Annotated in this window: 10 protein-coding genes; 3 read left to right on the forward strand and 7 right to left on the reverse strand. The window is 57.7% G+C overall.

Annotation, left to right across the window (positions count from 1 at the left end):
- Positions 1-33: 33 nt before the first annotated feature.
- A complete protein-coding gene (locus CLV84_RS16830; protein ID WP_104420918.1) occupies positions 34-972 on the forward strand; it encodes a cell envelope integrity protein TolA in 939 nt (312 codons plus the stop codon).
- Between the two features lie 215 nt (positions 973-1,187).
- Here CLV84_RS16830 and CLV84_RS16835 read toward each other — a convergent pair whose 3' ends face one another.
- From CLV84_RS16835 to trxA, 4 genes are all read right to left on the reverse strand, one after another.
- Positions 1,188-1,946 carry a succinate dehydrogenase/fumarate reductase iron-sulfur subunit gene (locus tag CLV84_RS16835; RefSeq protein ID WP_104421231.1) on the reverse strand — a complete coding sequence of 253 codons (759 nt, stop codon included), beginning with the start codon at positions 1,944-1,946 and terminating at the stop codon, positions 1,188-1,190.
- Between the two features lie 15 nt (positions 1,947-1,961).
- Positions 1,962-3,956 carry a fumarate reductase/succinate dehydrogenase flavoprotein subunit gene (locus CLV84_RS16840; RefSeq protein ID WP_104420919.1) on the reverse strand — a complete coding sequence of 665 codons (1,995 nt, stop codon included), beginning with the start codon at positions 3,954-3,956 and terminating at the stop codon, positions 1,962-1,964.
- A 19-nt stretch (positions 3,957-3,975) separates the two neighbouring features.
- Complete coding sequence (locus tag CLV84_RS16845; RefSeq protein WP_245911541.1) at positions 3,976-4,665, reverse strand: succinate dehydrogenase cytochrome b subunit; 690 nt, start codon at positions 4,663-4,665, stop codon at positions 3,976-3,978.
- Positions 4,666-4,886: 221 nt separating this feature from the next.
- Positions 4,887-5,213 (reverse strand): thioredoxin, encoded by a 327-nt coding sequence (trxA, locus tag CLV84_RS16850; protein WP_104420921.1) that lies wholly within the window; start codon positions 5,211-5,213, stop codon positions 4,887-4,889.
- Between the two features lie 94 nt (positions 5,214-5,307).
- Between trxA and CLV84_RS16855 the strand changes: the two genes are divergently transcribed.
- Entirely contained in the window at positions 5,308-6,432 is a 1,125-nt protein-coding gene (locus tag CLV84_RS16855; protein WP_170067753.1) for a DUF3810 domain-containing protein, read from the forward strand.
- On the opposite strand, the gene CLV84_RS16860 is transcribed toward CLV84_RS16855, so the two are convergent.
- From CLV84_RS16860 to CLV84_RS16870, 3 genes are read right to left on the reverse strand one after another with little or no spacing between them, the layout of a single operon-like run.
- Positions 6,413-7,375, reverse strand: coding sequence for a hypothetical protein (locus tag CLV84_RS16860; protein WP_104420923.1), 963 nt, complete (start codon positions 7,373-7,375; stop codon positions 6,413-6,415). The genes CLV84_RS16855 and CLV84_RS16860 overlap by 20 nt on opposite strands.
- 13 nt (positions 7,376-7,388) lie before the next feature.
- Positions 7,389-8,276 (reverse strand): septal ring lytic transglycosylase RlpA family protein, encoded by an 888-nt coding sequence (locus CLV84_RS16865; RefSeq protein ID WP_104420924.1) that lies wholly within the window; start codon positions 8,274-8,276, stop codon positions 7,389-7,391.
- A gap of 11 nt (positions 8,277-8,287) precedes the next feature.
- Positions 8,288-9,532, reverse strand: coding sequence for an aspartyl protease family protein (locus CLV84_RS16870; protein WP_104420925.1), 1,245 nt, complete (start codon positions 9,530-9,532; stop codon positions 8,288-8,290).
- Between the two features lie 361 nt (positions 9,533-9,893).
- Between CLV84_RS16870 and CLV84_RS16875 the strand changes: the two genes are divergently transcribed.
- Positions 9,894-12,896: a SusC/RagA family TonB-linked outer membrane protein gene (locus CLV84_RS16875; RefSeq protein ID WP_211295277.1), complete on the forward strand. Its 3,003-nt coding sequence runs from the start codon at positions 9,894-9,896 to the stop codon at positions 12,894-12,896.
- Positions 12,897-12,952: the final 56 nt, after the last annotated feature.

Raw genomic sequence — 12,952 nt, forward strand, 5'->3', positions numbered from 1 at the left:
GGTGTTCTGCATCTAGCGGATAAATTGAAGCAAATGGACATTACACTAACGGAAAGTGAAAAGCGTGGCGACCGCACCGGCAAGATCGTCGCCACGGTAGGGGCCATCCTGATCGTAGCCCTGCTGCTATGGCCCATCTTCTTTTTTCAGAACCCACCCCCGGGGCAACCCGGTATTTTGGTAAACCTCGGTATCGTGGATATGGGGCAGGGCGAAGAGAATGCCCCGGCCCCCGCTGAGCCGGAGCCCGAGGAAGTGGTCGTGCCTACGCCCCCCCTTCCCCAGAATCCGCCACCGCCACCGCCCCGGGTCGATCCGGACCCGCAACCGGAGCAACGCGAAGTCGTCGTGACCGAAGATCCGGAAGTAGTCGCGTTACGGAAGCAAAAGGCACGGGAAGAAGCACAACGGCAGGCCGAGCAACGCCGCATCCAGCAAGAGGCGGAGGCGGAACGGCGGAAACAGCAAGCCGAGGCCGAGGCCCGCCGACGGCAGGAAGCGGAAGCCGAACGGCAGCGCCAGGCTGAGGCGGAGGCCGCCCGCCGCCGGCAGGCGGAAGCGGATGCACTCAAGGGACAACTCGGTGGCGCCTTCGGGCAAGGATCGGGTAACGGCAATACCGGCCGCCCCGGCAATCAGGGCGTCGATAACGGAGATCCCAACGCCGATCGCCTGAGTGGTATTTCCACCGGTAGTGGTCGCGTGAGTGGTGGATTGAGCGGTCGTGGCGTCCTCGCCAGCCCTCCGGTCCAGGAAAACAGCCAGGTGTCCGGTACCGTAGTTATCGAGGTTTGCGTCAATCCCCGCGGTGAGATCAGTCGCGCCGACTACACCCAGAATGGCAGCAGCACCGCCGATCCGGCCCTTGTCGCAGCCGCACGTAAAAACGCCCTCCGGTGGCGCTTCGCGGCCAATGAACTTGCCCCCGCCGAGCAGTGCGGTCGCATCAGTTACAATTTCAAGGTGCAGTAAGCTTACGGTAACGCTTGGTCCGGTACGGCGTGGGCAGGAATAGCCGCGTCACAAGCTGGAGGGAAGGGAAACCGTCCGCTGGTGTCCCCGGTACGTAGCCGCGGGCCTTTCAGGGAGGTACATTAAAAAAAGGAGCCTTAGGTGAATTCCGAAGAAACATGTCTTCGGTTCACCCAAGGCTCCCGTTACCGTTTGCGCTTCCGGATGGGATCGGCTTAGTTCGCTACCTTTTCACTCCCCAACGTAGCGCCGATGTACTGGCGATTGAGGCGGGCGATGTGCTCTACCGAAATACCCTTGGGGCATTCCGCCTCGCAGGCGGTGATGTTGGAACAACGGCCGAACCCTTCGGCGTCGTGCTGGGCGATCATGCGTTGAACGCGCGTATCCTTTTCTACCTTGCCCTGGGGCATCTGTGCCAGGTGACTGACCTTGGCGCCCACGAAAAGCATGGCCGAGGCGTTCGGGCAGGCGGCTACACAGGCACCGCAACCGATACACGTTGCCGCGTCGAAGGCGTGACTGGCCTGATCTTTTTCAATCGGGATGGCATTGCCATCCTGAGCCTGGCCCGTATCGATGCTGATGTATCCACCGGCCTGGATGATGCGGTCGAAGGCATCCCGGTTCACGACGAGGTCCTTCACTACCGGGAAGGCCCGGGAGCGCCAGGGCTCGATAGTTACGGTCTCACCGTCGCGGAAATGCCGCATGTGGAGCTGGCAGGCCGTGGTTTGCTGCATCGGTCCGTGAGGGTAGCCGTTAATGACGAGCGAACAGGTACCGCATATTCCTTCGCGGCAGTCGTGTTCGAAGGCGATAGGCTCTTCTTTTTGCTGGATGAGCTTTTCATTCAGTACGTCGAGCATCTCCAGGAAGGACATGTGGGTATTTACGCCGTCGAGGGTGTAGTTCACGAACTCTCCCTTAGGGTATTTTCCTCCCTGACGCCAGATCTTCAGTTTCAGTGTCATGTTTTCCATGGCGAATTATTTGTAGGACCTGGTCTTCAGTTCCACGTTTTCGAAAATCAATTCTTCCTTGTGCAGGATGGGGTCGGTATCGTCCCATTCCCAGGCGCTGACGTAAGCGTACTCGTCGTCACGCCGTAGGGCCTCGCCGTCTTCGGACTGGTACTCTTCCCGGAAGTGACCGCCGCAGCTTTCGTTGCGATCGAGGGCATCGAGCATCATCAATTCTCCCAACTCGAGGAAGTCGGCTACCCGCAGGGCTTTTTCCAGCTCCGGATTGTATTCCTTAACCTGGCCGGGTACGTAAACCGATTCCCAGAATTCCTTGCGCAGCTCCCGGATCATGCGTCGTCCTTTCTGCAGCCCTTCGGCGTTGCGGGCCATACCACAGTACTCCCACATAATTTTGCCCAACTCCCGGTGGAAGGTTTCGGCGGACTTCGTACCCCGGATGTTCATGATCCGGTCGATGCGCGCTTTAGCTTTCGCTTCGGCTTCCATAAAGGCGGGACCATCGGGATCCACCATCGGGTTACGAATTTCCTGCGACAGGAAGGTGCCGATGGTGTACGGCAGAACGAAGTAGCCGTCGGCCAGGCCTTGCATCAGGGCGGAAGCTCCCAGTCGGTTGGCGCCGTGGTCGCTGAAGTTGGCCTCCCCGATCGCGAAGAGCCCCGGTATATTGGTCTGTAGGTTGTAGTCTACCCACAGGCCGCCCATGGTGTAGTGCACCGCGGGGTAAATCTTCATCGGCATCACGTAGGGATCTTCCCCGGTGATCTTTTCGTACATCTCGAAGAGGTTGCCGTATTTCTCTTCGATTACGGCTACGCCCAGCTGACGGATGCGGTCCTTGCTTGCATTGGGCTCGTTGAGGCTGTGCGCCCGCGATTTACCGTAGCGCACGAACGCATCGTCGAAGTCCAGGTAAACGGCCAAACCCGTAGCGCTGACGCCGAGGCCTTCGTCACAGGCGGTTTTAGCGGCCCGGCTGGCGACGTCGCGGGGTACCAGGTTGCCAAAGGCGGGGTAGCGGCGCTCGAGGTAGTAGTCGCGGTCGGCTTCGGCGATGTCCAGGCCCGTTTTACGACCTTCCCGGATGGCGGCCGCGTCTTCCTGGCTTTTGGGTACCCACACCCGACCGTCGTTCCGCAGGGATTCCGACATCAGCGTCAGTTTCGACTGATATTCTCCGCTGACGGGGATACAGGTTGGGTGAATTTGGGTGAAGCACGGGTTTGCCATGTAGGCGCCCTGCTTAACGGCCCGCCAGGCGGCCGAACCGTTGGAATTCATGGCGTTGGTGGAGAGGTAAAAGACGTTGCCGTACCCTCCCGTACCGAGCACGACCGCGTGGGCAGCGTGTCGTTCGGTTTCTCCGGTGAGCAGGTTACGGGCGATGATGCCCCGCGCTTTGCCATCTTCCATGACCAGGTCCACCATTTCGTGGCGGTTGAACAGCTCCACGTTGCCGAGGCTGATCTGGCGGCTCAGCGACTGGTAGGCACCGAGCAGCAATTGCTGACCGGTTTGTCCCCGCGCATAGAAAGTACGACTGACCTGCACGCCACCGAAGGAGCGGTTGGCGAGGAGTCCACCGTAGTCGCGGGCGAAGGGGACACCCTGGGCAACCGCCTGGTCGATGATGTTGACACTCACTTCCGCAAGACGGTGTACGTTGGCCTCCCGGCTGCGGTAATCGCCTCCTTTGATGGTGTCGTAGAAGAGTCGGTAGACGCTGTCGCCGTCGTTCTGGTAGTTTTTAGCCGCGTTAATGCCTCCCTGGGCGGCGATGGAGTGCGCACGGCGGGGGCTGTCGTGAAAGGTAAATACCTTGACCCGGTAGCCCAACTCGCCAAAGGTAGCGGCGGCGGCTCCACCGGCAAGTCCCGTGCCGACGACAATCACTTCCAGGCGGCGCTTATTGTTCGGCGCAACCAAGGGCATGGAAGAGCGATACTGCTTCCACTTTTCAGACAATTCCCCGGAGGGTACGTTGGATTGAAATGGCATAGATTCTTACTTCAGCTGATTATAGGGCCCCGTGATTGCGGAGGTACATGATGATGGGGATGATGGCAAAACCCAACGGCACCAACACACTGTAGGCGTACCCGACCGCTTTGATCAGGGGGGTATACTTCTTGTGGTTCAGTCCCAGGGACTGGAAGGAGGACCGAAAACCGTGCCAGAGGTGGAAAGCAATGAAGATCATGGCTACCACGTAAAAGATCACCATCCAAATATTCTCATAGGTGGCACTGACGAGCGCGTAAAGATTCTTGGCGCCTTTGTACCCTTCGGCCTCAAAGGCCCCGACGTTGTCGGTAAAGTGCATCTGCCCCCAGAACTGCACCATGTGTACGATGATGAACGCCAGGATTACCATCCCCAGCGATCCCATGTAAACGGACGATTTGCTGGCCCCGGCGGTGCGGTCCACCTTGACGGCGTAACGTTGCGTGCCACGCGCTTTCCGGTTGTAATACCAAAGCGCAAGGCCCTGTACGGCGTGGATAATGATAAAGGCGTAAAGGAGGATCGAAGTGGTTTTAATGACCGGATTATTGGTCATGAAGTAGGCGTAGCTATTGAAACTATAGCCTTCATCCTCCACCAGGATCAACTGAAGATTGCCGATCAAGTGCACCACCAAGAAGGTGATCAGGAATAGGCCGGTGAGGGACATGACGATCTTCTGGCCTACGCTGGACGTAATCATTTTTTGAAACCAGCCAACGCGGGACACCGTACGATCTGCAGTTTTTGTCGCCATACCAAGTACTCGATTTTTGTGAGCAGCAAAGCTAACAAGTAAATCCGTAGACCAATAGTGTGGTTGCGGGCCGTATCCGGACGGGTACTTATTTAGATTTATTCAAATTAAAGGGCCTCCCCGGTAGTCCGGAGAGGCCCTTAGTCAAGATAGAAAACCGGAGGCGGTTAGGCCGCTTCCAGTTGTGCTTCGATCTTTTTGGCGAGTGCCTCCTTCGTTGCGAAACCGACGTGCTTGTCGACCACCTCTCCGTCTTTCAGGATAAGGATGGTCGGGATGTTCCGGACGCCGTAACGTTGGGTTAGTTCCGCGTTTTCGTCAACGTCGACTTTGGCGATCAGTGCTTTACCGTCGTATTCCTGGGATAACTCCTCTACGACCGGGCCGATCATTTTACAGGGGCCGCACCATTCCGCCCAAAAGTCTACGAGCGCGATGCCTTTTTTTTCGAGTACTTCCGCTTTGAAGTTGCTGTCCGTTAGGGTAAAAGCCATGCTAGTATAATTTAAATTATTCGTGCAAAACGCACGACAATTAAACGCCAGGGGGACCTGATAGTTGTATGTACAAAGATCTTCGCCCCTAAACGTGCCCCATCCCCGTAATTTTCCGCACCTGCGCACCGCCGCCCTTCCCTGGCTCGGTGGACTGCTCGTTGTCAGTTTAGCGCTGCGCGTCTTGCTACCCGCTTCGGTGCTGGAGATTGCCTATAGTCGGGGCCTGTTTCCCCTGTTCCGATCGGTCTGGGATCATTCAATCGGCCTGGTTCCCGTACCGGTATTTTACCTGTTTTGGGCCGGGATCATCGGCCTGATCGTCCTTGAAATGCGCCGTTTTCGCCGGATCAGCTCCGCGGCGACAGAGAAACGGAAGCGGCGCGCCGCCTTGGCCGTCGGCCTGCATCTACTGGCTTACCTCATCACGCTGGTCATTGCCTTCTTATGGTTGTGGGGCTATAATTACGGTCGCCAGCCCGTAGAGGAGCGGCTGGCGTTCGAGCTTTACGAGCCGCCCCTGCCCGAGCTGCGGGAACGCGTCTTCCGGATGGGCGATCGCCTGGCGCACCTCCGCGCCGCGGTTACCCATGATACGGTTGCCATTTCCATCGACCGCTTTCCAACCGACCTGGAGGTATCCGTGCGCCCCTTGGTGGCCGCCGCCCTCGAACGCCACCGGTATCCCGCTCCCGGGGCGCCCCGGGCCTGGGAATTGCTGCCGAATGGCATTCTGTTGCGCCTGAGCACCGCCGGAGTGTACTGGCCCTGGGCGGGGCAGGGGAATATTGACGCTGGCCTGCACCCCCTGCAGAAGCCGGCGGTCATGGCGCACGAACTGGCGCACGCTTACGGATTCGGTGACGAAGGTACCTGCTCGTTCTGGGGGTACCTGGCGGCGGACGAGTCGGACGATCCCCTCCTGCGCTACGCGCTCGAACTGGCCTACTGGCGGCATATCGCCGGCCTGCTTCGCTACGCCGACCCCGAGGGCTACCTCGAGTGGCGAGAAAGCCGGCTAGCCCCTGGCATACGCAATGACCTGGAAGCCATCTACGCCAACGGGGAGCAATACCGCGACATTGCGCCCGTCCTGCGGGATGCTACGTATACGGCCTACCTAAAAGCGCAGGGTATTGAAGAGGGCCTGTTAAACTACGGCCGGGTGGTACGAATGGTGGAGGGGTACCGGCGCGCCTTCACTCCGCCGGGCGAATGATAATTTCCGTGCGCCTTTCCCGGTCCAGCCCACTCAGCTCGGGGGTATCGTCGGGGCCATAAAAGCCCTGTCCGGCGGCTACGATCGCGCCGGGGTCGATGCCGAACTGTGCCAGTTGCAGGGCCACCCGTACGCCGCGTGCCGTACTGGTCTGGTAGGCGAGTAGGGGGTCTCCCTCGATGCTTTCCGCGTGACCGACGACGGTGTAGCGCAGTCCGGGGTAATTGCGCAGGGTCCCGCCCAGTCGCCGCAGGATCCGCTGCCCTTCCAGACTGACGACGTTGGCGTCTTCAAACGTCAACTCACCCCCCAGGATGACTTCCAGCGTATTGGCATCGGGTCGGCGAAGCACGTAGCCGGAATCGGTCAGGGCGAGCAGGAGTTGCCGCATTTCCTCCTGTAGGTTATCCAATTGTAACTGACTGGCGGATTCCGGATCTACGGGACTGACACCGCGCGCATCCGCGGGGGAATCGTAGGCGGTCGGTTGGTCGTTCCGCATCCGGTCCAGGCTGGTCAGACTTTCTTCCCTAGCCCGTAGTTGTTGGTCGCGACGATCCAGTATGGCCTCCCGACGGTCGAGCTCGGCCTCCCGGTCGAGCATTTCCTGGCGGGGGTTGCCGTCGCTCCCGAGGTTTTCTACCAGCGCTCGGTTTTGGTCTAGTATGGACTCGTACCGAGCGGTGAGGTCGGTGATGCGGTCGTTCAGGGAGCGATTGGTCGCGGTGAGGTCTTCGATCTGTCGTAGCTGGCGTTGCTGCACCGTCCGACCCTGCTGGAGGCTGTCGTTTACCGTTCCCAGGCGGGCGGACGTGGTGCTATCGGTTTGCGTCGACAGATTTCGGTAATAATTTCGTTCCGTCGCCAGGGAGTCGTACTGCGCTTTAGGAACGCAGGCGGTGAGGATCAGCAGGGGAAGCAATAACAGCGTGCGCGGGATCATAGGAATCGGTTGCTTAGCGGGGTAGGTCAATGGTAAACCCGTTGATCCCGTAGCGTTGTTTCAGGGAAGCGGCATAATGTTTGGCGCTATCCTTGTCCGCGAAGGTGCCCAAAATTACCCGGTAATTGAATGCAGCGCTCGCGGACTCCTTGTGCAACAGGATCTCGTCGAAGTAGCGACCCTGTAGGTTGACGATCATATCCATGGCGCTTTCCAGGTTTTTGAAGCTCCCCACCTGTACGCCGAACCGACCCGTATCCGATCCTTCCAGCCGTACCCGGTACAATCCCGGACCGAAGTCGCGCCGATTACCCAAACCGGAGCCCTTCGCTGCACTGGTGGAAGGGGGCGTAGCCGCAGGAAACCCGGGGGTTGCCACATCGGGGGAGGGGGTTGGCTCGGGCACCACGGCTTCCTCCTGTAACGGTTCCGGGCGCCGGGGCGCGGGTGCGGAGACTACCTCACTGGCTGGCGGGACTGGCGGGGGAGTAGCCTGGTCCAGCGGACGTTGATCCGGCGTAGCGAGTAGTTGCAGCTCCACCGGAACCGTGCGTTCCCCTAACATGCCCAACTCGTCGGCGGCGCGTTCGCTCAATTCAACGATCCGGCCGCGGATGAAGGGCCCTTTATCGACGATGCGGACCACAACCGACTTTCCGTTATTCTCATTGGTTACGCGCACCGTACTATTCAGTGGGTAGGTTTTATGGGCCGCGACCAGTTCGGTCCGGTCGTAAATCACCCCATATGCCGTTTCGGCACCGTCATACTCCGGCGAGTAATAGCTCGCCAGCCCGTTCTGGCGGTCGCCGACTAGCTGGCCGTTCAGGGCGCAGGAAAGGAGCAGGAGCAGCCAACCCAGGAGAAGTCGTCGGGGAGGGGGATAAGTAGGGTAAGTCATGAGCGGCCAAATTAGATCAGGTTTTGTAATCGGAACTCTACCTCGTACAGGCGACCCGCCCGGTACATCCGCATCCGAATCCGTTTACCCACCCGACGCTGCAGCTTCCGGATAATCGATTCCAGGGTAAGCAGCGTCACCGGTACGCCGTTCACGGTCCGGACCCGGTCACCCACCTGGATTCCCGCCAGATCGGCCGGACTCCCCGGGACGACATTGCTGACCGTATAACTGCGCAGGTTATCGCCGCCGGCGAGCAAGCTCAGCCCCGACCGGTCAAAGCGAAATTTTTGCTTCCACCGTCCACCTTCGGGGCGCAGGTGCACCTTGCGGTTCACGTAATCGATGAGGACGCGAAATCGACGGAGAATCTGATTTCCGATAATGCCTTCGCGGTTGCCGATATAGGATATGGCAGTGGAGTCCATTTCCTGAAAATAAGTCACCACGTTGCTCATCTTGCGGTCTGCCAGGCTCACTAACTGGCTTCGCCCGACACTCCCCTGGAGGGTGCCGCCCAATCCGCTGGCAATGTAGGTAGGAATGGTCTGTTCCGGCAGATCGATGTGATTGGAATCCGGATAGGTGTGAAGCAGCAGGCTGAGCCCCGCCCCCGTGTCCATCAGGAGGCGACGCGAGGTAGGTTTCCCGGACAGCACCCCGATGTCGATGTGAAGGAAGGGGCGGTTGCGGATGAAATCGGAGGGCACTTCGCGGTAAGCGCGGGGCAGACGAAATTCGGATGGATCGTGCAGGATCATCACCTGGCGCCGGAAATCGAATTCAGCGATGAACCGCATCAGGAAGTCTGCGCCGAGGATGCCGTGGATGGTCGTACCCGTGATCCGCTCGAAATTGAAGTAATTCTCTTCCAGCACCAGGATCGTTCGATTCCGCGCCAGTAGCCGGTCGGCGAGGCGCATGTGGATGCCGGTAGCCAAATAGGCGGTAAGCACGTCGTTCATGTCCGAACCGCGGACCTGGAAGGTGCGCATATAATTGACCTCCAGGAGGTCGGTCATGGTCCGGTCCAGCAGTACGGTATTTTCGGCTCCCGTATCGACGATGAAGCGTAGCGGAATAAGGTTATTCATCAGGATGGGAATGACGATAAAGTCATTCTCCACGTCAAACGGGATTTCAATCTGCCGGTAATTCCCGAGAACTTTCATGTCCAGCCGTTGGGCCCAGGACGTCGCCACGCATAAGACGCCCCAGAGGGTCAGGACGCAGGCGCGGGAACATCGTGGAATCATAGGAAGGGAGCAGTTTGCTAGTGGGCGATCGGTAGCTGGAAATCCAAAACAGCGGGCAGCGTTTCCGGTTTCAGGGCGTTGAGAAGTTGGTGCAAGCCTTTAGTTTTCCAAAGTAATGCGTAGTAACTTGTTTAGATGTTATAGTTTAATTGGTGAGACGATTTAATACGTGACAATCATTTCGCATCTTTGTACTACGGCTTGCCGGCTTATATTCGATCATGTAATCACACTCCTTTGCAAATCTCCCCGCTCATACGTAGGTGCTGTCTTGAGCGGCAGCACGCAGGCAATCATGGGTCTCCTAATGGGACCGTCATGGCCACAACTATTTACACATCACAAAAACATATATTTGAACATGAAGCTTAACTTCTTCCACATCCGTAGCGGGCTAGGGTTCGTGTTGATGTTACTCTTAACGTCAGCGACCGGATTAGCCCAACAAACCATCACGGGTACCATAACGGATGCCGAATCGGGTGACCCGTTGATCGGTGCCAGCGTAGTCATAACGGGTTCTACGACGGGAACCGTCACCGATTTTGACGGCAACTTCAACCTAAGTGTACCAGAAGCCGCAGCATCCGTCACCGTATCGTATACCGGGTATGGATCGCGGGAAATCCCGCTGGTAGAGGGGCAGACTGCCTACGATATCCAATTAACGTCCGGCGAGCTCCTGCAGGAGGTCGTCGTAGTCGGCTACGGTGCCGTCAAAAAACAGGATTTAACCGGAGCGGTTACGGTACTGTCGGAAGAGGATTTCAACAAGGGGGTAATTACGTCACCCGAGCAGTTGATCCAGGGTCGCGCCGCGGGCGTACAGGTCACGCAAACGAGCGGTGAACCGGGGGCCGGCGTAAATTTCCGGATCCGGGGCACTTCTTCCGTTCGGTCAAACAATAACCCCTTATTCGTGGTCGACGGGGTTCCCCTGAGTGGCGAGAATACGTCCGCAGATGGTAACATTGGCGGTTTGGGGAACACCAGCGCGCGTAACCCGCTCAACTTCCTGAATCCCAGCGATATCGAAAGCATCAACGTGCTGAAAGACGCTTCGGCCACGGCTATCTACGGTTCTCGGGGTGCCAACGGCGTGGTAATCATTACTACGAAGTCCGGTGCCGGTGGTCAGGGTATTCTGACGTACGAAACGAATATCGGGATCGACCAGATTTCCAAGCGCTACAATGTTCTCGGCCCGCAAGAGTTTCTGGATGCTTACCGCAGCTTTAATGGCGACGCCGCCACCGAGGCCCTCGATGGTGGCGCGGAGGTAGATTGGCAAGACGAGCTTTTTCGCACCGCGTTTACCCAGAGCCACAGCCTCTCCTTTGGCGGTGGCGGAGAGGATGGAAGCTACCGGTTTTCCGCATCCTATCTCGACCAGGAAGGTATCGTGGAGCAATCGGCGCTTCAGCGCATTTCCGCACGCTTTAACGGTAGCAAGCGCTTCATCGATGATCGCCTCGGTTTAGCGACTCAGGTGACGGTCTCGGATATCCACGACGACAACGTGCCGATCACGACCAACGCCGGCTTCGAGGGCGATCTATTGGGTAACGTGCTAAAAGCCAACCCTACCCAGCCGATCTATAACCCCGATGGAACCTTTAATCAGGTAAGCCAGACGGAACCTAACCCTTTGGCGCTGCTGAATTTGTACGAGGGCTTTACCAACACCCTGCGGCTACTGGGCAACGTATCGGCTGAATTCGCCATCACCGATGCACTGAGCTTTAAATCCGTTTACGGTATCGACCGCTCCTTTTCCAGCCGCACCGATGCACAGTCGCGTGACCAGCGCGTTCAGGGCGTCGAAAACATTGGCCGCCTTAGCTTGAACGACCTTCAGGTAAACAACGACCTCTGGGAAAACTACTTCACGCTCAATGCCCCCCTCGGCGGTGCTATCGATTTTCAGGGACTGCTGGGGTATTCCTACCAACGCTTTGAGCGGATCGGTAAGGGTGCTAGCTACGCGAATTTCCGCACTTCCGATCTTGACATCATGATCAACAACGTCTCCTCGGCCGATCAGGTAAACGGCACGGGGGCCTTCGGTAACTCTTTTCGGACGTTGGACGAGCTGCAGTCTTATTTCGGTCGCATCAACTTCGACATTGCAGACAAATACCTCGTCACCGCCACCTTGCGTGCGGATGGATCCACCCGTTTTGGCGATGGTAACCGGTACGGTCTTTTCCCCTCCTTCGCCTTTAAGTGGCGCCTGCTGGAAGAGCTTTTCGCTCCTGAGGCATTTTCGGACCTCGGCCTGCGGATTGGCTACGGGGTAACGGGTAATCAGGAAATTCCCCACAACCAGTACCAGCGGAGGCAGCGCTATGGAAACTACGGATACAATGCCGGTACGACGACCATCGACGGTGGCGGTCTGGGAACCGTAGCCTTTGCTAACCCGGACCTGAAGTGGGAATCTACTTCCCAGATCAACGCCGGTATCGACTGGGGTTTCAACAATAACCGCATCAGCGGCTCGATCGATTATTACTACAAAAGCACGAACGACCTCTTGATTCAGGTCACCTCGGCACAACCTGCCGTCCAACCATTCGTCTGGCAGAACCTCGATGCGAACGTAGTCAACGAAGGCGTTGAACTCGCGATTAACTACATCGCGGTAGACAACGACAACTTCACCTGGGACGTCATTTTCAACGTTGGTTACAACAACAATATCGTCAAGGATTTTGACGGCCTTATCAATACCGGAGAAATTAGCGGCCAGGGGCTTACCGGCGCATTCGCTCAGCGTATTGCCAACGGGCAGCCCTTGTACGCCTTCTTTTTGCGGGAATTCGGGGGGTACGATGCCGAAGGCAATTCCATCTACCCGGAGGGCGACTTCCAACAGTTTACCGGCCAGAGCCCACTACCGAAATATACCGGTGGATTGACGAATCAATTTGGTTTTGGCAACTTCGATGTCAATCTCTTCTTTACCGGCCAGTTCGGGTTCTACATCTACAACAACACGGCCAACGCCTTCTTTACGGCCGGCGCCCTGGCGAATGGCCGGAACGTTTCGGAAGAGGTTGTCGGCAATGGAGAAGGCAATCTCAACGCCCCGGATGTTTCCACCCGATTTGTCGAGAAAGGAGACTTCGTGCGCTTACAAAACGCAAGTATCGGATACACCCTGCCGACCGGTGACGGTATTTTGTCGAACATGCGTTTGTCCGTAACCGGTCAGAACCTTTTCGTGATCACGGGATACAGCGGGCAGGACCCCGAGGTAAGCATCAGCAAACCAATCAATGGCGTACCCTCGGTTGGTATTGACTACACGGCGTATCCCCGGGCCCGTACCATCACCTTTGGACTAAGTGCTTCTTTCTAAAACTAACCTACCCTTATCGGATGGCGCCTCGGCTGAACTTCGATAACCAAAATCAT

This window comes from Neolewinella xylanilytica (assembly GCF_002934605.1).
Lineage (GTDB): Bacteria > Bacteroidota > Bacteroidia > Chitinophagales > Saprospiraceae > Neolewinella > Neolewinella xylanilytica.

What these genes read in the sequence shown, in the direction of transcription:
- CLV84_RS16830 (WP_104420918.1), top strand. Translation starts at nt 34, where the DNA reads ATGGACATTACACTAACGGAAAGTGAAAAGCGTGGCGACCGCACCGGC.
- CLV84_RS16835 (WP_104421231.1), bottom strand. Translation starts at nt 1,946, where the DNA reads ATGACACTGAAACTGAAGATCTGGCGTCAGGGAGGAAAATACCCTAAG.
- CLV84_RS16840 (WP_104420919.1), bottom strand. Translation starts at nt 3,956, where the DNA reads ATGCCATTTCAATCCAACGTACCCTCCGGGGAATTGTCTGAAAAGTGG.
- CLV84_RS16845 (WP_245911541.1), bottom strand. Translation starts at nt 4,665, where the DNA reads ATGATTACGTCCAGCGTAGGCCAGAAGATCGTCATGTCCCTCACCGGC.
- trxA (WP_104420921.1), bottom strand. Translation starts at nt 5,213, where the DNA reads ATGGCTTTTACCCTAACGGACAGCAACTTCAAAGCGGAAGTACTCGAA.
- CLV84_RS16860 (WP_104420923.1), bottom strand. Translation starts at nt 7,375, where the DNA reads ATGATCCCGCGCACGCTGTTATTGCTTCCCCTGCTGATCCTCACCGCC.
- CLV84_RS16865 (WP_104420924.1), bottom strand. Translation starts at nt 8,276, where the DNA reads ATGACTTACCCTACTTATCCCCCTCCCCGACGACTTCTCCTGGGTTGG.
- CLV84_RS16870 (WP_104420925.1), bottom strand. Translation starts at nt 9,532, where the DNA reads ATGATTCCACGATGTTCCCGCGCCTGCGTCCTGACCCTCTGGGGCGTC.
- CLV84_RS16875 (WP_211295277.1), top strand. Translation starts at nt 9,894, where the DNA reads ATGAAGCTTAACTTCTTCCACATCCGTAGCGGGCTAGGGTTCGTGTTG.